This window comes from Nocardia anocheti (assembly GCF_029675105.1).
Classification (GTDB): domain Bacteria; phylum Actinomycetota; class Actinomycetes; order Mycobacteriales; family Mycobacteriaceae; genus Nocardia.
Map to the genome: position 1 here is coordinate 1 of NZ_JAQQFV010000015.1, position 18422 is coordinate 18422.

20 protein-coding genes are annotated in these 18422 nt (G+C 69.6%); 7 read left to right on the forward strand and 13 right to left on the reverse strand.

Features of this window, described 5'->3' with window-relative positions; all coding sequences use genetic code 11:
* Positions 1-258 precede the first annotated feature (258 nt).
* Positions 259-801, forward strand: coding sequence for a MarR family winged helix-turn-helix transcriptional regulator (locus QC180_RS29195; protein ID WP_278266080.1), 543 nt, complete (start codon positions 259-261; stop codon positions 799-801).
* Here the strand turns inward: QC180_RS29195 and QC180_RS29200 are convergent.
* Entirely contained in the window at positions 761-1165 is a 405-nt protein-coding gene (locus QC180_RS29200; RefSeq protein ID WP_278266081.1) for a DUF7144 family membrane protein, read from the reverse strand. The genes QC180_RS29195 and QC180_RS29200 overlap by 41 nt on opposite strands.
* Positions 1166-1244: 79 nt before the next feature.
* Positions 1245-2741, reverse strand: coding sequence for a flavin-containing monooxygenase (locus tag QC180_RS29205; protein WP_278266082.1), 1497 nt, complete (start codon positions 2739-2741; stop codon positions 1245-1247).
* 63 nt (positions 2742-2804) lie between these two features.
* Between QC180_RS29205 and QC180_RS29210 the strand changes: the two genes are divergently transcribed.
* Both QC180_RS29210 and QC180_RS29215 read left to right on the forward strand, forming a co-directional pair.
* The gene (locus tag QC180_RS29210; protein WP_278266083.1) at positions 2805-3398 is read left to right on the forward strand and encodes a YdcF family protein; all 594 of its coding nucleotides are present in this window, start codon (positions 2805-2807) and stop codon (positions 3396-3398) included.
* A 9-nt stretch (positions 3399-3407) separates the two neighbouring features.
* Positions 3408-4130 carry a VIT1/CCC1 transporter family protein gene (locus QC180_RS29215; RefSeq protein WP_278266084.1) on the forward strand — a complete coding sequence of 241 codons (723 nt, stop codon included), beginning with the start codon at positions 3408-3410 and terminating at the stop codon, positions 4128-4130.
* Between the two features lie 6 nt (positions 4131-4136).
* Here QC180_RS29215 and QC180_RS29220 read toward each other — a convergent pair whose 3' ends face one another.
* From QC180_RS29220 to QC180_RS29270, 11 genes are all read right to left on the reverse strand, one after another.
* Positions 4137-5711 (reverse strand): Na+/H+ antiporter, encoded by a 1575-nt coding sequence (locus tag QC180_RS29220; protein ID WP_278266085.1) that lies wholly within the window; start codon positions 5709-5711, stop codon positions 4137-4139.
* A gap of 84 nt (positions 5712-5795) precedes the next feature.
* Positions 5796-6455 (reverse strand): hypothetical protein, encoded by a 660-nt coding sequence (locus tag QC180_RS29225; protein ID WP_278266086.1) that lies wholly within the window; start codon positions 6453-6455, stop codon positions 5796-5798.
* A gap of 133 nt (positions 6456-6588) precedes the next feature.
* Positions 6589-7548 (reverse strand): MlaD family protein, encoded by a 960-nt coding sequence (locus QC180_RS29230; RefSeq protein WP_278266087.1) that lies wholly within the window; start codon positions 7546-7548, stop codon positions 6589-6591.
* Positions 7545-8591 carry an MlaD family protein gene (locus QC180_RS29235; protein ID WP_278266088.1) on the reverse strand — a complete coding sequence of 349 codons (1047 nt, stop codon included), beginning with the start codon at positions 8589-8591 and terminating at the stop codon, positions 7545-7547. Before QC180_RS29235 ends, QC180_RS29230 begins: the two co-directional genes overlap by 4 nt.
* Positions 8588-9676 (reverse strand): MlaD family protein, encoded by a 1089-nt coding sequence (locus QC180_RS29240; RefSeq protein WP_278266089.1) that lies wholly within the window; start codon positions 9674-9676, stop codon positions 8588-8590. Before QC180_RS29240 ends, QC180_RS29235 begins: the two co-directional genes overlap by 4 nt.
* Positions 9676-10677, reverse strand: coding sequence for an MlaD family protein (locus QC180_RS29245; RefSeq protein ID WP_278266090.1), 1002 nt, complete (start codon positions 10675-10677; stop codon positions 9676-9678). Before QC180_RS29245 ends, QC180_RS29240 begins: the two co-directional genes overlap by 1 nt.
* Positions 10665-11669, reverse strand: a complete 1005-nt coding sequence (locus tag QC180_RS29250; RefSeq protein ID WP_278266091.1) for an MlaD family protein — start codon at positions 11667-11669, stop codon at positions 10665-10667. The genes QC180_RS29245 and QC180_RS29250 overlap by 13 nt, the downstream gene beginning before the upstream one ends.
* Positions 11666-12700 (reverse strand): MlaD family protein, encoded by a 1035-nt coding sequence (locus QC180_RS29255; protein ID WP_278266092.1) that lies wholly within the window; start codon positions 12698-12700, stop codon positions 11666-11668. The genes QC180_RS29250 and QC180_RS29255 overlap by 4 nt, the downstream gene beginning before the upstream one ends.
* Before the next feature lie 4 nt (positions 12701-12704).
* A complete protein-coding gene (locus QC180_RS29260) occupies positions 12705-13571 on the reverse strand; it encodes an MlaE family ABC transporter permease (RefSeq protein WP_278266093.1) in 867 nt (288 codons plus the stop codon).
* Complete coding sequence (locus QC180_RS29265; protein WP_278266094.1) at positions 13571-14416, reverse strand: MlaE family ABC transporter permease; 846 nt, start codon at positions 14414-14416, stop codon at positions 13571-13573. The genes QC180_RS29260 and QC180_RS29265 overlap by 1 nt, the downstream gene beginning before the upstream one ends.
* 198 nt (positions 14417-14614) lie before the next feature.
* The gene (locus tag QC180_RS29270) at positions 14615-15718 is read right to left on the reverse strand and encodes a calcium:cation antiporter (protein WP_474646559.1); all 1104 of its coding nucleotides are present in this window, start codon (positions 15716-15718) and stop codon (positions 14615-14617) included.
* Positions 15719-15805: 87 nt separating this feature from the next.
* On the opposite strand from QC180_RS29270, the gene QC180_RS29275 reads away from it, so the two are divergent.
* From QC180_RS29275 to QC180_RS29290, 4 genes are all read left to right on the forward strand, one after another.
* Entirely contained in the window at positions 15806-16462 is a 657-nt protein-coding gene (locus tag QC180_RS29275) for a phosphate signaling complex PhoU family protein (protein ID WP_278266096.1), read from the forward strand.
* 160 nt (positions 16463-16622) lie between these two features.
* Positions 16623-17408, forward strand: coding sequence for an HNH endonuclease family protein (locus QC180_RS29280; RefSeq protein ID WP_278266097.1), 786 nt, complete (start codon positions 16623-16625; stop codon positions 17406-17408).
* Between the two features lie 35 nt (positions 17409-17443).
* Positions 17444-17668, forward strand: coding sequence for a hypothetical protein (locus QC180_RS29285; protein WP_278266098.1), 225 nt, complete (start codon positions 17444-17446; stop codon positions 17666-17668).
* Positions 17669-17694: 26 nt separating this feature from the next.
* Entirely contained in the window at positions 17695-18417 is a 723-nt protein-coding gene (locus QC180_RS29290) for a phosphatase PAP2 family protein (protein WP_278266099.1), read from the forward strand.
* The last annotated feature ends 5 nt before the right edge of the window (positions 18418-18422 follow it).

Consider the following 18422-nt stretch of genomic DNA (forward strand, 5'->3'; position numbering starts at 1 on the left):
CCTGGAAAATCCGGTATTTGCCCAGGTCGCGCGCGCCCGACGGCCACTGCGGGCAGTCGCTCCCCCGGCGGCGGTCACCCGCCGAGCAGATGGCGATCGGTTGGCAACTGATCATTCGTCCAGCGAATCCGCGCGGCGGATTGCGCCGTCTACCTGCCGACATGATCCGTCACACGTAGACACCGACCACCCGCCGATATACAGTTTGCCGACATTCAGCAATTTTGTAGCTAACTACATGGTCGAAGGGAGGCCGAGGTGATCGACGATCTCGACTCGATCGAGCGTCGCGCCTGGAGCGCCGTGCTCACGCTGGCGATGCGGGTGCCCAGTGCCCTCGACTCCCGGCTGCAGCGGGAATTCGGCGTGACCCATTTCGAGTACCGGGTGCTGGCGCTGTTGCGGGAGGCGCCCGAGCACCGGATGCGGCTGAGCGCCTTGGCGGCGCGGGGGCACGGGTCGATGTCGCGGCTCTCGCATGTGGTGTCCAAGCTCGAGCGGGTGGGCTGGGCGCGGCGGGAGACGGCGGAGGCGGGGCGCGGGGTGGACGCGGTGCTCACCGAGAGCGGGCTGGCCAAGGTGGTGGCGGCGACGCCGGAGTACCTGATCGCGGTGCGGGCGCTGGTGCTCGACGGGCTCGACGAGCCGCAGAAGATCGAGCTGGCCGCTCTCGGTGAGCGGCTTTCGCACCATCTCGCTGGCCGTCCACCGGAAACGCCGCCCCCGGAGTGGGAGCGGCGTCCGGTCGAGAACGGGGAGGTCAGTACTGGTGGGGGCGCCAGGTGGCGACCGCCCAGATGACCACGATGTCGATCACGATGATCAGGATCGACCACCAGGGGTAGTACGGCAGCCACAGGAAGTTCGCGATGATCGACAGCGCCGCGATCACCATGGCCGACACCCGACCCCAGGTCTGCCCGGCCAGTAGGCCGATCGCGACGATCACCGCGATCGCGCCGAGCACGATGTGCCACCATCCCCAGGCCGTCAGGTCGAACTGGTAGGTGTATGCGGGCCCGACGACGATCAGATCGTCGTTGGCCACCGCCGCGATTCCCTGGAGGATCTGGAGAACACCGACCACCGCGAGCAGGATGCCTGCCCCGATGGAGGTTCCGGCCGCGATTCCGTCGCGAACCGGGTGCTGATTCTGGGTTGTCATCGCTGGGCCTTTCCCGTCGGGTCAACGCCACGTGCCACACGGCACATACCGACGGTAGGAAGACGGGAGCGGCCCCGCCTCACCCGTTGCGGGTGAACTCGCGCACGCGCTTGACCGGGCGCAGGGTCTTGGCGAGGTCGGTGCGCGCGATCAGCAGCAGGTCGAGCAGGTAGTTCTGGCGGACCCGCCACGGATGCTTGTCGCCCTGGCGGGGGAACGCCGCGATGGACCGCAGGATGTAGCCCGCGTTCAGGTCCAGCAGGGGACGCGGCGTGGGGGTGGATTGCGGCTGTGGGACCACGGCGTCGCTGCCGGTGCGGTCGAGGTGGGCCAGGACCTTGCAGACCAGGCGGGAGGTGAGGTCGGCGCGCAGGGTCCAGGAGGCGTTGGTGTAGCCGACGCAGATCGCGAAATTGGGCAGGCCGGTGAGCATGGCGCCCTGCCAGACGAACTGTTCGTCGAGCGCGACGGGCTTGCCGTCGACCGAGGGGGCGATGCCGCCGAAGGCGAGCAGCCGCAGGCCGGTGGCCGTGACGACGATGTCGGCGGGCAGTGTGGTGCCAGAGGCCAGGCGGATGCCCTCGGGGACGAAGGTGTCGACGTGGTCGGTGACCACGGTGGCCTTGCCCTTCTTCATCGCCTTGAAGAAGTCGGCGTCGGGGGCGGCGCAGAGGCGCTGGTCCCAGGGGTCGTAGTCGGGGGTGAAGTGCTCGGCGACGAGTTGGTCGTCTTTGAGGATGCGGGTGGTCAGGCCGATGAGCAGCTTGCGCGCGGCCGCCGGGCGACGGCGGCAGTACTGGTAGAAACCGATGTTGAACAGGATGTTCTTGACGCGGATCACCCGGTGGGCCAACCCGGCGGGGAGCAGGTCGCGGATCTTGTCGGCCTGCTTGTCGCGGCCGGGGACCGCGCTGATCCAGGTGGGCGTGCGCTGCAGCATGGTGACGTGTTCGGCCTCGGCCGCCAGCGACGGAACCAGGGTGACGGCGGTGGCGCCGCTGCCGATGACCACGATCCGCTTGCCGCGCACATCCAGATCGGCGGGCCAGAACTGTGGGTGCACGATGGTGCCCGCGAAGTCGTCGCGACCGGCGAAAACGGGGTCGTGCGGCTGCTGGTAGTCGTAGTAGCCCGCGCAGGCGTAGAGGAAACCGCAGGTCAGGGTGCTGAGCTCGGGGCCGTCGGGGCCCTCGTGGGCGATGGTGAGCTGCCAGCGCGCCCGCGCGGAGGACCAGTCGGCGCCGATCACCCGCGAGCCGTAGCGGATGCGCTTGTCGATGCTGTTCTCCCGGGCCGTCTCGCGGATGTAGTCCAGGATCGCGGCGCCGTCGGCGATGGATTTGGCCGCGCGCCACGGCTTGAACGGGTAGCCGAGGGTGAACATGTCCGAATCGGACCGGATGCCCGGGTAGCGGAACAGGTCCCAGGTGCCGCCGAGATCGGCGCGGGCCTCGAGCACCGCGTAGCTGCGGTGCGGGTGTTCGGTCTGCAGCCGATAGGCGGCCCCGATGCCGGACAGTCCTGCGCCGACGATGACGACGTCGAGGTGTTCGGGGGCAACGGCGGAGTCGGTCATGGCGTCCAGTGTGCCCGGACCGAGGCGGGGACAGAAGAGCGTGGTTTCGCCTATCGTCGGGCGGTGTCGATTCTCCGGCGCACCGGGTGGCTGCTCCTGGGCGCACTGGTCACCGCGTCGGCGGCCGCGATCGCGGGACTGCCGGTGTATGTGGCACCGCAGCGTGATCCGGTGCGGCCCGCCGATGCCGTGGTGGTGTTGAGCGGTGGGCTCGACGAGCGCTTCGAGGTGGGAGTGGCGCTGGCCGAGCACGGGATGGCCGCGGAGGTGCTGATCTCGCTCGGCGATGATCCCGACGATCCGCGGATGGATCGGTACTGCGGTGGGCGGTTGCCGGTCCGGGTCTCGTGCTTCGTGCCCGATGCCGCGCGCATCGACGGCGAGGCGCGCGAGATCGTGCGGCGCGCGACGATCTACGGGTGGCGTCATCTCATCGTGGTGACCTCCACGCCGGAGCTCTCGCGCGCACGGCTCCTGGTGGGCAAGTGTTTCGACGGCGAGTTGACCATGGTGGCCGCGGCGACCGGCGCGGGTGCGAAGTACTGGACGTGGATGTATGTGCGTGAATCCGCCGGGTATCTGCGGGCTTTCGTGAATCAGCGCTGCGAGGCGGTGGTCGCGGCGCGGCCCGCTGGGCCGGAGTCGGTGCCGGATTAGGCTGACCGGGTGCCGGATCCGTCGACGACCGCCCATCCCCACGAACCGCACGGCGAGAGTTTCGCCGCGCGACTGAACTGGTTGCGCGCCGGGGTGCTCGGCGCCAACGACGGCATCGTGTCCACGGCCGGACTGGTGGTCGGTGTCGCCGCGACCACCGGGAACACCCGGACGATCCTCGCCGCGGGCATCGCGGGACTGGTCGCTGGCGCGATCTCGATGGCGGCCGGTGAGTACGTGTCGGTGAGCACCCAGCGCGATTCGGAGAAGGCCCTGCTGGCCAAGGAACGGCGCGAGTTGGCCGACGATCCGAACTCCGAATTGGTCGAGTTGGCGGGGATCTACGAGGCGAAGGGGTTGAGCCCGGCGACGGCGCGTGTCGTCGCGGAAGAGCTCACCGCGCACGACGCGTTCACCGCGCATGCCGAAGCCGAATTGGGGCTGGACCCGCGCGAGCTGACCAATCCGTGGGCGGCGGCGATCTCCTCGGCGGTCGCGTTCACCTGCGGTGCGCTGCTGCCCTTGCTGGCCATCGCGATCCCGCCCGCCGCCTGGCGGGTGCCGGTGACGTTCGCGGCGGTGCTGGTGGCGCTGGCGCTGACCGGCTCGCTCAGTGCCCGCCTCGGTGGCAGCCTGCGGCGGCGGGCCGTGCCGAGGGTGGTGATCGGCGGGGCGCTGGCCATGGCGATCACCTACGCGATCGGCATGCTCACCGACACCCTCGGCGGCTGAGCGGCGTCAGTGCGCCGGGCCGAGATCGAGTCTGCGGATGACCCGGTCGACGACATCGGGCGGGATGCCCGGCTCGCGGCGCGCGGCCTGGGCTTCGCGGCGGCCCGCCTCGACGACGGCCAGCCGGACCCCGCGCATGCGGGAGGCCAGGGCGCGTTCCTTCTCCAGGGTGGCTTTCGCGTCGGCGTCGGCGGCCTCGGGGTCGGCCTTGGCGGAGAGGTGACGCAGGGCGTCGCGCAGGTCCTCGTAGACGTCGTCGGGCAGGTCGTCGCGGGCGGCGATGCGCTTGAGTTCGGCGAGTTCGGCGTGCAGGACCCGGGTCCACAGGGCCTGTTCGACGGCGCGTTCCTCACGGGTGTCGGCGTGCACGCCGGTGATCCGCACGACCAGCGGCAGCGTCGGGCCCTGCACCAGCAGGGTGAACAGGACCACGGCGAAGGCGACGAAGAGGATCTCCGAGCGGGCCGGGAAATCGGCGCCGGAGTCGATGGTGAACGGGACGGCCAGCGCCAGCGCGACGGTGGCCACCCCGCGCATGCCCGCCCACCAGGTGACGATCACCTCGCGCCAGGTGAACGGCTCGTCGGTGTAGCGCCACAGTTTCATGCTGATCAGCCAGGTGACCAGCAGCCAGACCAGCCGCAACAGCACCACCACCGCGATCACCGCGACGGTGATCCCGGCCAGCTCGGGCCAGTCGGCGCCGGTGGTGTCGATGACGACGCGCAGTTCCAGGCCGATCAGCGCGAAGGCGAAACCGGTGATGAGCATTTCGGTGATGTCCCAGAAGGAGTCGGCGACCAGGCGGTATTCGCGATCGACGATCTCGGTGACCGCGTCGGTGAGATACAGCGCGCAGACCAGGACCGCGAGCACCGCCGAGCCCTCCCAGTGCTCGGCCAGGCCGTAGGCGGCGAAGGGCAGCAGCAGGGTCAGCGCCACCTGGCCGGTCGCGTTGTCGAGATACCGGGTGAACTTGCTACCGAGCCAGCCCAGCGCCAGGCCGACGCCGAGCCCGACCACCGCTGCCAGCACGAAGTCGCCCAGCGCGTGCCAGGGTGAGAACAGGCCGGTGACCACGGCCTGGATGCCGACGGTGTAGATGACGATCGCGGTGACGTCGTTGAACAGGCCCTCGCCGCCCAGGGTGACGATCAGGCGACGCGGCAGGCCGAGGCGGCCCGCCATGGAGGTGGCCGCGACCGGGTCGGGCGGGGCGACCAGCGCGCCGAGCACCACCCCGGCGGCCACCGCGACGGCCGGGTTCCAGGCGTGGAAGACCGCGGCGACCGCGATGGCGGTGACGATCACCAGGCCGACCGCGCGCAGGGCGATGATCTGCCAGTTCTCCGCGAATTGCCGCCAGGAGGTGCGGCGGGCGGCGGCGTAGAGCAGCGGGGGCAGCACCAGGGGCAGGATCAGTTCGGGCGGGATGTTGAGACTCGGCACCGCCGGGATCACCGCGAGCACGCAACCGAAGACCGTCATCAGGATCGACGGGGCGACGCCGATCCGGTCACCGAAGGACTCGGCGAGCACGGCCGCGAGCAGGATCACCAGAGTGAGCACCAACTGGTCCATAACCGACCAGTCTCACGGATCCGGGCGGTCCCCGAAGGCCGACCCGCCGGTCAGGACGCTCGTGGGCTGGGTGTGGGCGGGATGTCAGCCGAGGACGGCGGCGGCCGGGGGGAGCAGGATCGGCGGCAGCGGGAACGGGAGCTGGATGGCGGGCGGGGGTGGCGGCGGAGCCGGGGCGGGCGCGGGGGCAGGCTCTGGCGCGGGTTCGGGTTCCGGTGGGGGTGGCGGGTTGTAGACCGGCGGCGGCTCGTAGGCGGGTGGGGGCGGTGGTTCGGGCGCGGGGGGTGGCGGAGGCGCGGGGGCTTCGACCGGGGCCGGTTCCGGCGCGGGGGCCGGGGCGGGTCCGGGAGCGGGCGGGGCTGGCTCGCCCGGTGGTGGGGCGGCGGGGGCGGTGACGGGGGCGGGGTTGTCGGGGGTGGTGACCGTGCACTGCCAGCTGCCGTCGTTCTCGACGCGCCAGTGCGCGACGATGCCGCCCGCCGAGCAGTTGCCGCCGACGCGGCGCGCGGGCCAGGGCGGGGCGAAGCCGACATCGGTGGCGTCGGCGGCCTCGTCGCCGGAGACCGGCAGGCCGCTGTTGCCGCGCATCGGGTTGACCGGATCGTTCTCGTCGCCCTGACCGGCGCGCAGCAGCAGACCGAGGGCGACGACGAGCGCCAACAGCGCGGCCAGCACCGCCGCGATCGCGATCGTTCGAGTACTGCGCCCGGATTCCTGCTCGGGGGCTTCGCTGCTCTCTGCCATCGCACCGCCTTCGACCGCGGACCAGGACTCCCCCTCGTCCAGCAGGCTACCGCACGGTTGCTCGATGATGGCCGCACCGCAACCGACAACCACTGGCCAGGGCGAATACCTATATCCAGTGGTTGCCAGATGTTTACTTGATCGCGACCCGAACCTTCACCGCGTCGGCGTCGGTGTTGTGCAGCGCCTGGGCGACCAGGGCGCTGAGGTCGAGCTGCGGGCCGGTGGCGGTCACCGATTCGGTGAGCGGGCGCAGGCCGGGCAGCAGGGCGGAGAGTTCCGGGCCGAGCTCGTCGAGCTTGGCGGTGAGCTCTTGCAGCAACGGCACCAGGCCGCCGTCGCGCAGGTACATCTCCGGGTCGCCGCCCGCGGCGCTGACCCGGCCGACCGATTCGACGAACTGGTCGATGACGTGCGCCAGCCGGACGAACTCGGGCGCGGCGGCCGAGGTGGCCGGACCGGCCCAGCCGATGTCACCGGAGACGTATTCGAAGTTGTTCTGCAGTTCGGCGATGGCGGGGGCGCGGCTCATGATGGCGGCGGCGAGCAGGTCACCGGCCCTGGCCAGCTCCGGGATGACGTTCTCGGTGCCGGTCATGGCCGTGCCGAGGGTGTCGACCAGCGAACCGACGACGGTGGGGTCGAGCTGCTCGACGGTCTTGGTGACCAGCCGCGCGACCTCCGGGATCGACATCGGGGTGCGCACGTTCTCCCCCGCCAGGTGCTGACCGTCGGCGACGAAGGGCCCGTCGGCGCCGCGCGGCACGAACTGCACGTACGGCTCGCCCAGCGAGGACAGGTGCTCGATGGTGACGACGCTGCTCATCGGCACCTTGTGCTCGGCGCCGAAGCGGAACCCGACCTGCACCCGTCCGGCCGCGGATGTGTCGACCGCGGTGACCTTGCCGATCTCGATGCCGGTCAGCAGGATCGGCGAGCCGACGCTGAGGCCGCCGGAGTTGGCCAGTTCGATCGAGGCCTCGGTGTAGTCGGCGAACGGGTCGACCCGCACCACGCCGAAGGTCAGGTAACTCGCGCCGAGCACGGTGATGGCGGCGATGCCGCCCAGCGAGGTCAGGGCACCGATCTTCATCGCACCATTCCGATCATCCGCAGGGCGGTGACGATCTGCTCGACCCGTTCCTCCTCGGAGACCCGCACGCCGGTGACGTTCACCTGCGGATTCCGCGCGAACGGCAGCGCCCGCTCCTGCAGCAGGGTGCTGAGCAGGGCCATGTTGCTCGGCGTGCGCGAGTCGGGCGCGCCGCCGGTGGCCAGCGGCAGGAAGGCCGCCACGGCCGCGTCACCGGACTCGGCGACGGGAGTCAGCCAGGTCAGCGAGGAGCCGACCGGGCCGAGGGCGTCGAAGATCTTCATGGTCTTGGCGATCGAGTCGGCGGTGCCGTTGAGCGCGGTGACGGCCTCGGGAGTGAGGATGTTGGTGAGCTCGGGACCGATGCCGACCATCACCTCGGCATTGGAGGCGAGGCCGTTGACCAGCAGGTCGACCTGGTCGAGGTTGGCGGCCAGGTCGGCGGCGTCGGCGCCCATGACCGCGGAGATGCGCGCGGTCTCCTTCGGGTCCTGCGGCATGACCGAGTTGACCCGGCCGATCATCTCCTGGAGCTGACCGATGGCACCGCCCTGCACGAACAGGGCCATCGTCGCCATCGTGTCCTCGAGCTGGACCGGCGGTTTGGTGTGGTCGATGCCGATGGTGCCGCCGTCGCGCAGCAGTTGGCCGAAGCCGTCCTTCGGGGTGGTCAGCGACAGGTGGATGTCACCGAGGATGGTGTCCTGGCGCAGTTCGGCGATGGTGGAGGTGGGTAGTTGCACCGAATCGCGGATGTCGGCCTCGACGATGACGTATCCGCCGCGACCGGCCGGGGCATCGGCGGGCTGGACCACCCGCACACCCTCCACGATGCCGATCTCGGCGCCGTTGGCGATCACCTTCGATTTCGCGGGCAGATTCAGCGCGCTGCTGAACTCGATGTTCACCCGGTAGGTGGGGCCGCTGAGGGTGGCGCCGGGCACCGGCACCTCGGCGGGGTCGAAGCCGCAGCCGCCGACGGCGAGCCCGGCCGCGAGCAGTGCCGCGATCATGCTGTGTCGCACGGTCTTTCGCCTGTTCATCGAGCACCTGCCATTCCCAGCACGACCTGCGCGAGGTTGATATCGGTCAGGCCCTGCGCCGGGTCGGCGCACTGGCCGGGGACGAGCGCGTTCACCGCGGCGCACACCTGGTCGGCCTCGCCGGTGGGCAGCGCCACCCGCGGCGGGGCGTAGGTGATGGCGGTGCCCTCGGTGACGCCGCGCAGGGCGGTGGCCAGCGCCGGGGTCTTGGCGACGATCTCGCCGATCGATCCGGCGTTGGCGCGCAACAACTTCACCAGCGGGACGGCGCCGTCGAGCGCGCCGATCAGCGGGTCGCCGAGGATGGTGGCGAAGTCGTTGAGCATGGGCAGCAATTCGCGCAGACCGTCGAAGAGGTCGGTCGCCGGGCCGAGCAGGTCGTCGGAGGACTGGCTCAGCAGCGGCGCGAGACGGGTCAGCATGGATTGCAGATCGCCCCAGTTGGCGGCGACGCGGTTGGAGACCGAGGCGAAGGCGTCGAAGAGACCGGCCAGATGGCCGATGTCGGCGTCGGGCTGGCTCATCGCCGAACCCAGTTTGTGCACGAGTTCGTTGACGGTGGGGCCGGTGCCGACGGTGGCGCGGTCCAGCGCGGCCAGGCCGTCGACCAGCGCGGTCGGCTGACCGGCCTCGCCACCGGAGAGCTGCTCGGACAGGCTCGCCAGCGCGGTCAGGGTCTCGGTGATGCTCTTGGGCGTCAGGGTTTTGGTGATGCAGCCGGGGCCGAACTCGCGGGTCTCCTTGCCGCTGCTGAGCACGGCCAGGTTGCGGTCGGCGGCCACCGAGTAGGCCACCGTGGTCGCCGAGGCGTCGGCCAGGACCGGATGGTCGGCGTCGACCTCGAAATCGACACGGACCGTGGCGCCCTGGTTGCGTACCGCGGTCACCTCACCGACATCGATGCCGCGCATGGTGACGTGGTTGCCGGGATAGAGCCCGATCGCGTCGGGCATGATCGCGCAATAGGATTCGGTCTTCTTCAGCGGATCGAAGGCGACGAAGTAACCCGCCGCCACCAGCGCCACCAGCACGCCGACTCCGGCGACGGACATGAACGCCTGCGAGCCGAGCAGTCGTTTCAGCATCAGCAGTCCTTCCCGGGCAGCGGCACGCACACCTGGGTGCCGGACTGGTCGACGACCACGCCCGCGCCCAGCTCGGTGAGCTTGGTCTGCAGGGAGCCGACGGTGCCGAGCAGCGGCTCGAGCTGACCGCCGAGTTCCTGCAGCTTGGGCAGCGCGTCGGCCAGGGCCTGGGCCTGCGGCTTCAGGGTGGAGTCCCAAGAGGGGGCGAGTCCGGCGAGCCTGCCGACCACCGAGGTGAGCAGCCGGACCGCTTCGGCCAGTTCGGCTTTGCGGCTCAGCAGCAGGTCCTCGAGCAGGTTGACGTTGTCCATCAGCCGACCCAGGTCGGACTTGGCGCCGTCGTACATGGAGATGTACTCGTCGAGGATGGCGATCGAGCGCGAGACCTGCGAGCGCTGGCGGTCGAGCATGTCGACGTACTTGCCGACGGTGTCGAGGGTGCCGCGCAGCGCCTCCGGGGAGTTGGCGATGGCGTCGTTGGCCGCGGCCAGGTTCTTGCGGACGGTGTCGCCGTCGACGGTGGCCAGCGGGGTGGTGGCGTCCTGGAAGGTCTCGATCAGGCTGTAGGGCAGGCGGATCCGGTCGGCGGGGATGGCGGTCTCGCCCAGCGGCGCGGAGCCCGCGGGATACAGCGCGACGTAGTGGCCACCGACCACGGTGAGCATGCGGATGTCGAGGGAGGTCTGGTCGCCGACGAACACGTCGTTGTCGACGGTGAAGCGCATGATCACCTTGTCCGGCTCGAGCTCCAGCGAGGTGACGCTGCCGACCGAGATCCCGGCCAGGCGCACGTCGTCGCCCTCGCGCACCGACTGCGCCTCACTGAGTTCGGCGGTGTAGGTGTGCTTGCCCAGCGGCACCACGTAGACGATGCCCGCGCCGACCATGAACAGCACCACCAGCGCGAGGCCGATGATGCCCAGGCGTAGTTCCCGCGCGCGCTTGGCGCCTTCGTCGAGGATCGGGCGGTCGCCGGAGAAGAACTTCGTCAGGCGTTGCATATCGTGACCTTCTGTCCGGCGATCAGCACCCGCAGCGGCTCGGGTACCTCGGCGGCACCCTTGCCGCAGTGCGGGGTGAAGTCGGTGAACCCGCGCGAGAGCGAGGCGTCGAAACCGGCCAGCAGCCCGGGCAGCTGCCCGAAGACCTCGACCGCCTGCTGCGGATTCGGGAACAGGTTCGCGATCAGCGCGTCGACATCGGCGCCGCCGCCCTCGGTCAGGCCGAGCGAGGCCAGCATCCGGTCGACCGGGCCCAGCACCGAGGGCGCGGTCATCGCGAACTGCGCGACGCCACCGATATTGCGCTGCATGGCCTCGAAGATGTCGGTGAGCCGAGCCAGCAGCGGCAGCAGATGACCGACCTGGCCGCCGTGGCGTTCCGAGAGCGTGGACAGGTTGCGGATCAGCGTGCTGACCACCTGCTGACGGTCCTCGGCGTAGCTGGCGAGCTGGTCGATCGCGGTGAGCGCCGGGCCCAGGCCGCTGCCGTCACCCTCGATGACGGCCAGCATGCTGGCGGTGAACTGGTTGATCGCCTCGGGCGAGAGCGTCGCCAGGACCGGCTTCAGACCGCTGAACAGGCTGGTCACGTCGAAGGACGGGACGGTCATGTTCGCGCCGATCCGGGCGTCGGCGGCGATGCGGGTGCCGGGCACGGTCGCCTGCTGCAGGTCGATGTAGCGCTGGCCGGTGAGGTTCTGGTAGCGGATGGCCAGTGTGCTGTTGTCGTAGATCGGGGTGTCGGTCTTGACCGTGAGGTGGACCTTGGCCTTGTCGCCCTCGAGGCTGATCTTCTCGACCTTGCCCACCTGTACACCGAACATGCGCACGTCGTTGCCGACCTTGAGGCCGTTGGCGTCGGTGAACAGCGCGTCGTGGGCCTGGGTGTCACCGGAGACCGGACGCTTGATCAGGGTGAACACGAGTCCGAGCACCGCGACCATCACCAGTGCGAAGGCGCCGAGGCGCAGCGCTACGCCACGAATCTTCATCGCGCACCGTCCTTTCCGAACAGCGGCACCGCCAGCGCCGGGACCCCGGCGAGCTCGACGTCCAGGTTCAGCACCGGGCCGTCGGGACCCACGGGCATGGCGCCGAGCAGGTTGGTGAGCAGGGCGCGCAGGTCGGCGCCGGTCTGTGCCGGGTTGGGTGACATCTGGGCCAGCGCGGCGAGCATGGGCGCGAGCATGTCGGTGGTCTCGGCGAAGTGGCCGCCCGCGGTGTTCACGGTGGTGGTCAGGGCGGGCAGGATGCTGCCGCCGATCACGCCGACGCCGATGTCGTAGCGGTCCTTGTCGACCTGGGTCACCTTGATCTCGCTGAGGGCGTCGATCACCTGCATGGTGGCACCGGCGAACTGGCCGCCGCCCTCGAAGGCGGGCCCGAGCCTGCCGAACAGTTCCGAGGGCGCGACGTCCTGGTTGTCGGCGATGGTCTTGGCGACGGTGATCAGCGCCTGCACCAGCGGGGTGAACGCCTTGAAGTCGGCGGCCAGCTGGGAGACCACGGTCGCCATCTGCGGACTGGTCACCGTCATGCCGACCTGCGACAGGCTGCGCAGGATGGCGCTCATGGTGGCGTCGTAGACGCGGCCGGAGTTGGCGCCGGTGAGGTCGAGGACCGCGCCCTCGCGCAGCGGCGCGCCGCCGGTGCCGCGCCGCAGTTCCAGTTCGGCGATGCCGAACAGGTTGGTGGGGGCGTAGTCGACGGCGAGGCTGTCGTCGATGCCGTGCAGGCGCTCGGCGTCGAGCAGCAGCGAGATCTGCTGGGTGCCGCGCTCGCCGGGGGCCACCTCGGCGACCTCGCCGACGGTGACACCGTCGATGCGGACCTGGCTGCCCGCGCTGATGCCGTCACCGAGGTGTTCGGTGTGCAGCGCGATGCGCAGGCCGTCCTCGGTCTTCACATTGTTGTAGACGACGGTGGCGAGCACGACCGCGGCGATGATGCCGAGGATGACCGCCCCGGTCAGCCGGGAGGTCCTGCGATCGGCCGCGACGCCGGGCATTCCGTAATTCGGCACTACCTCACCCCGTAAAACTGATCGCCGAGTTGAAGCCCCACAGCACGATCGACAGCACCATGTCGATGGCGACGATCGCCACCGAGCTGGCCCGGACCGCGCGGCCGGAGGCGATACCGACGCCTTCGGGGCCACCGGTGGCGAAGAATCCGAAATAGCTGTGCACCAGGATCACGACGGTGCCGAACACGGCGACCTTGATCACCGCGGCGATCATGTCGAATCCGGAGATGAACTGGAAGAAGTAGTGGTCGTAGACACCGGCCGACTGCCCGTAGACCATCGTGAGCAGCCCGCGGCAGGCACCGTAGGACAGGATCAGCGCGATCAGGAAGGTCGGCACGATGGCGATGGCGCCCGCGATCACGCGGGTGGTCACCACGAACGGCACCGAGCGCAGGCCCAGCGCCTCGATGGCGTCGATCTCCTCGGAGATGCGCATCGAGCCGATCTCGGCGGTGATCCGGCAGCCCGCCTGGGCGGCGAAGCCGATGGCCGCCGCGATCGGGGCCAGCTCACGGGTGGTGGCGTAGGCCGAGATGACGCCGGTGACCGGGCCCATGCCGAGCATGTCGAGCGAGGCGAAGGACTCCACGCCGACCGAGGCGCCCATGACCAGGCCGAGCACGATCATCATCGGCACGGTGCCGCCGCCGACGATGATCGAGCCGCGACCCCAGGTCATGTCGGTGACCGCGCGCAGCGTCTCGTCGCGGTAGCGGCGCAGCGTGAGCGGCACCGAGGACAGCACCTGCCAGACGAACACGGCCACGAAGCCGAGCGATTCGCCCGCGGAGGTGATCTTGCGACCCAGGCGCGCGGGCTTGCGCAGCCAGTGCAGCGAGGTGGGGATGTAGGAGGAAGCAGCCATCACGCCAACTTCGTCGGCAGGAACATGGCGCTGATCTGGGTCGCGAGCAGGTTCACGATCGCGATCGAGACCACCGAGAGCACCACCGCCGCGTTGACCGCGTCGGCCACACCGCGCGGGCCGCCCTTGGCCTCCAGGCCGCGCTGGCAGGAGATGACCACGACCAGGAAGCCGAAGATCAGCGCCTTGAGCAGCGAGACCCACACGTCACCGGCGGTGGCGAAGGAGCCGAAGGTCGACCAGTAGCTGCCCGGGGTCACGCCCTGGCCGCCCACGGCGACCGCGTATCCGGCCAGTACGCCGACGAAGATGATCAGCACATTGAGCATCGGGGCGACGAGGAGCATCGCCATCATGCGCGGGATGACCAGCCGGTGCACCGGGCTGATGCCCATGGTGTTGAGCGCGTCGATCTCCTCGCGGATGGTGCGCGCGCCCAGGTCGGCCGCGATGGCCGCCGCACCGGCGCCACCGAGCAGGAAGCCGGTCGCGATCGGGGCGCCCTGCTTGATGACGCCCAGACCGCCGGTGGCGCCGAGCATGGAGTCCGCGCCCAGGCTGTGGATCAGGTTGCCGACCTGGATCGAGACGATCACCCCGAACGGGATGGCCATCAGGATCGCGGGGATGGCGGTGACGGTGATCAGGCGCCAGGCCTGCACCAGCGTCTCGCGCCACTGGAACTGGCGGCGAACGACATCGGTGACCGTCCCGGTGACCGACTCCTGGGCGAGGTCGACCGCGCGACCGAAGGTCCGCAACGACGACACGACCGTGTCGGTGAAATTCTTGCGGACGATCTGGCTAGCGGAATCCGGCTTCGCGGAATGCAGATCGGTGGACATCAGGGATGCCCCCGGCCCACTCGCGAAGCGCGGCGGATGGTGGTTTTCATACCGCACTCTCTGGCTTCGGCGTCGGTGCCAACTCCAGCAAGCTAACCGGTACTCTGCGTCACAACAAAATTTCCGGGTAGTGACCCTCGTCTCTTTCAGAGCGTTTCGATGACAGCTAACGACCCCTTGTGATCCGCAACACTTCAGCTACGGACTGGCGGCCAGGAACACGAACGCGGCGAACAACGCCAGGTGGACGCCACTGTGCAGCAGGGTCGCGCGGCCGGGAACGATCGTCAGCGTGCCCACCGCGACGGTCAGCGCGAGCAGCACCATCTGGGTGGCGCCCAGGCCCAGGACCAGCGGCCCGCTCAGCCAGATGGTCGCGATCGCGATCACCGGGATGGTCAGGCCGATGCTGGCCATGGCCGAGCCCAGCGCCAGGTTCAGGCCGATCTGCACACGGTTGCGGCGCGCGGAGTTCACCGCGGCCAGCGTCTCGGGCAGCAGCACCAGCATGGCGATCACCACGCCGACCGCCGACTGCGGCAGCCCGGCGGAGTTCACCGCCGACTCCAGCGTCGGCGAGACGACCTTGGCCAGGCCGACCACGCAGACCAGGGCGAGGACCAGCAGCCCGAGGCTGCTCAGCGCGGCCCTCTTGGACGGCCGCGCGCCGTGCGGGTCGTCCTCGTCGTCGACGGCGCCACCGTCTTCCACGGGCAGGAAGTCGTCGGGGTGACGCACTGTCTGCACCATCACGAACAGGCCGTAGAGCAGCAGCGAGGCGACCGCGGCGAAGGCCAGCTGGGCGACCGAGAACTCCGGGCCGGGTTTGCTGGTGGTGAAGGTGGGCAACACCAGACTCAGGGTCGCCAGCGTGGCCACGGTCGCCAGGGCGGCGCCGGTGCCCTCGGAATTGAACACCGCGACGCGCCTGCGCAGCGCGCCGACCAGCAGCACCAGACCGAAGATGCCGTTGCAGGTGATCATCACCGCGGCGAAGACGGTGTCGCGGGCCAGCGAGGCCGCCTTCTCGCCACCGGAGATCATCATCGTGACGATCAGCGCCACCTCGATCACGGTCACCGCCACGGCCAGCACCAGCGAGCCGAACGGTTCCCCGACCCGATGGGCCACCACCTCCGCGTGATAGACCGCCGCGAGCACGGCGCCGACCAGCGCCAGACTCACCAGCGCGACGATCAATCCCGGAATGGAACGCCCCCAGCTGAGTGCGAGCACGAGGGCGGCGAGTATGGGCACGTACAGGGTCCATCTGGTCGTCAACGCGGCAATCATGATCTCCATCCTTCCAGGTGTGTCCGAATTGCCCGGAGATCACGGATTCGCTCGATGGATTCCCTCGACGCGCCACGATGGGGAACAATTCAGCGCGTGCGGACCCAGTTCACCCTCGAGCTCGTCGAGTTGTCCAACGAGCTCACCCTGATGTCGCGCCTGGCCCACGACGCGACCGAGCGGGTCACCGAGGCGATGGCCGAGGCCGATCTCGCGGCGACCTACGAGGTCTTCGCGCTCGACGAGCGACTCCAGGAGATGTTCGCCGCCTGCGAGACTCGCACGATGGCGCTGCTCGCCCTCCAGGCGCCGGTCGCGCGCGATCTGCGGCATGTGGTGACCGCGATCCAGATCGCCGGGGAACTCTCGCGCATCGGTCGACGCGCGGAAACCGCTGGGCAGTACGTGTATCGAGCCCATCCGGGCGCGGTCGCGCCCGCGCCGGTGCTCGCCGCGCTGGTGGCCATGGGCACCCTCGCCGCGGAATGCGTTGCGCGGGTGAGTTCGTCGGTGGCCGGTGGCCGGTTCGTCGAAGACGACGGCAGCGACGCCGAGGCCATGAGCACCCTGTGCGCCGAGCTGCGCACCGCACTCACCGCACCGGCGGCCGGGGTCGACACCGGCGCCGCGATCGACCTCGCCCTGCTGGGCAGTCAGTTCCAGCGCTGCGCCGACCACGCCGCGCGCGTCGCCCGCCTGATCCGCTTCCTGGACACCGGAATTCCGCCGGAGGCCGGATCACTGGCGGATTGAGGTGAAATGCGTCACCATCTGTTTGCCCGGTGATTCCGGGGGGTCACCTCACTCGATAGGCGAACGCTATCGAGGCGCGCGCGTCGCGCTCGACTCCACCGGGTGCGGCCGATAGGTTGTGCCGGTTCATCTCTCGACGAAGCATGTGGGTGGTACGGGCATGAAATGGTCCTCGATCAGCGGTTCCCCGATCGGGAAGGCCGTGCTGGCGCTGGCCGCCGCAGCGATCTTCGCCATCGCGCTCACGGTCGCGAACACGTTGCTGGACAAGGTGAGTCCCACCGTGCCCGGCCCCGGTTCGGCGGGCGCGGCGACGGTGTCGGGCAAGGAGATCGGCGATCTGGTCGCCAAGCTCGTTGTCGCCAAGGAAGGTCCGATGACCGGCTACACCCGCGAGAAGTTCCCGCACTGGGACACCAACAAGCCCGAACACGGCTTCGGCGGGGACCTCGCCCAGTACACCAAGTGCACCAGTCGCGAGGTGATGATGCTGCGTGACGCCACCGGCAAGGTCACCCTGGACCCCAAGACCTGCGACCTGACCGTGCCCGCGGGCGCGGGCTGGCAGGACCACTACGGCTTCATCGACAAGAAGACCGGGCAGCTCGGCCCGTACAAATTCATCACCGATCCGTCCAAGGTCGACGCCGAACACATTGTGGCGCTGGCCGAGGCGTGGCGCTCCGGCGCGGCCGATCGCGACGAGGACACCCGCCGCCGCATCGCCAACGACTCGCTCAACCTGGTCGCCGCCGACCCCTCGGCCAACCGGTCCAAGGGCGATCAGGACCCGGCGAACTACCTGCCGCCGGGCAACTTCCGGTGCGCCTATGTCGAGCACTACGTCAAAGTGAAGATAAAATACGCGTTGACCGTTGATACCGCCGAGCACACCGCGTTGCGCACCGCAGTCGATGACTGCGTTCGTCGAGGAGAGTTCAAATAAGCGAGTCCATCGAGATCACCGCCGAGAGCGCCGTCATGACCGAAGAGGAAGGGACGGTGTCCGGCGAGCTCGATGTCATGCTCGACGACACCGGCAAGGGTCTCGTCCGCTATCGGGGTACCGACACCTGGTACACGATCGGCAATATCGAGGCCGAACCCCCACGCACCTGGGACACCGTCGCCGACCTGGTCAAGGCGATCAAGAAGGTCGCCGGAACCCGCGACGTGGCGGGCAACACCGTCGTTTTCGAGGCCTGATCCGCGCAGCTGGCAATCTGGTAGTTATGCCGATCGCCTCTCGACGTCCCCCGCCCGACGAGATCGCCTGGTCCGCGCTGGGCCGCCGGGTACCGCTCACCGCGGTCCTCGTCGCGGCCGCCGCGATCGTGGTCGCGGTGCTCACCTGGCAGGTCGACAGCGGCGCCGCCGTCACCCGCCTCGACGCCCGCGTCCTGGACTGGATGATCGCGCACCGCGGCGAACCGCTCACCTCGATAGCCCGGGTGATCACCGATCTCGGTGACACTCTGTCGATGACGGTGCTGGCCACGGTCACCGTCTGCCTGTTCCTCTGGCAGCGACACTGGGCCTGCGCGGCGCTGGTCGCGATCACCTCGCTGGGCGCCGGGCTGCTGGTGGTGGTGATCAAGCAGCTCGTCGGCCGGAATCGGCCGCCGGAGCTCACGCGCATGGTCTACGAACCGAGCCTGTCGTATCCGTCCGGGCACACCCTGGGCAGCACGGTGGTGGTGGGCATCGTGGCCATCACCCTGATCCCCCGGCTGCGGCGACGGTGGGCGCGTGTGGGCGCGACCGTGCTGGCGGTGCTCTTCCCGATCGCGGTCGGGTTGTCGCGGGTGTATCTGGGCGTGCACTGGCTCAGCGATGTGCTGGCCGGGTGGACGATCGGGCTGATCTGGCTGGCGGTGTGCGTCACGGTGTTCACCGTGGTGCGGGTTCAGCGGGCACCGGTCACGCCACCGGTTCCGGCGCCCGCCGAACGGTAGGGCGG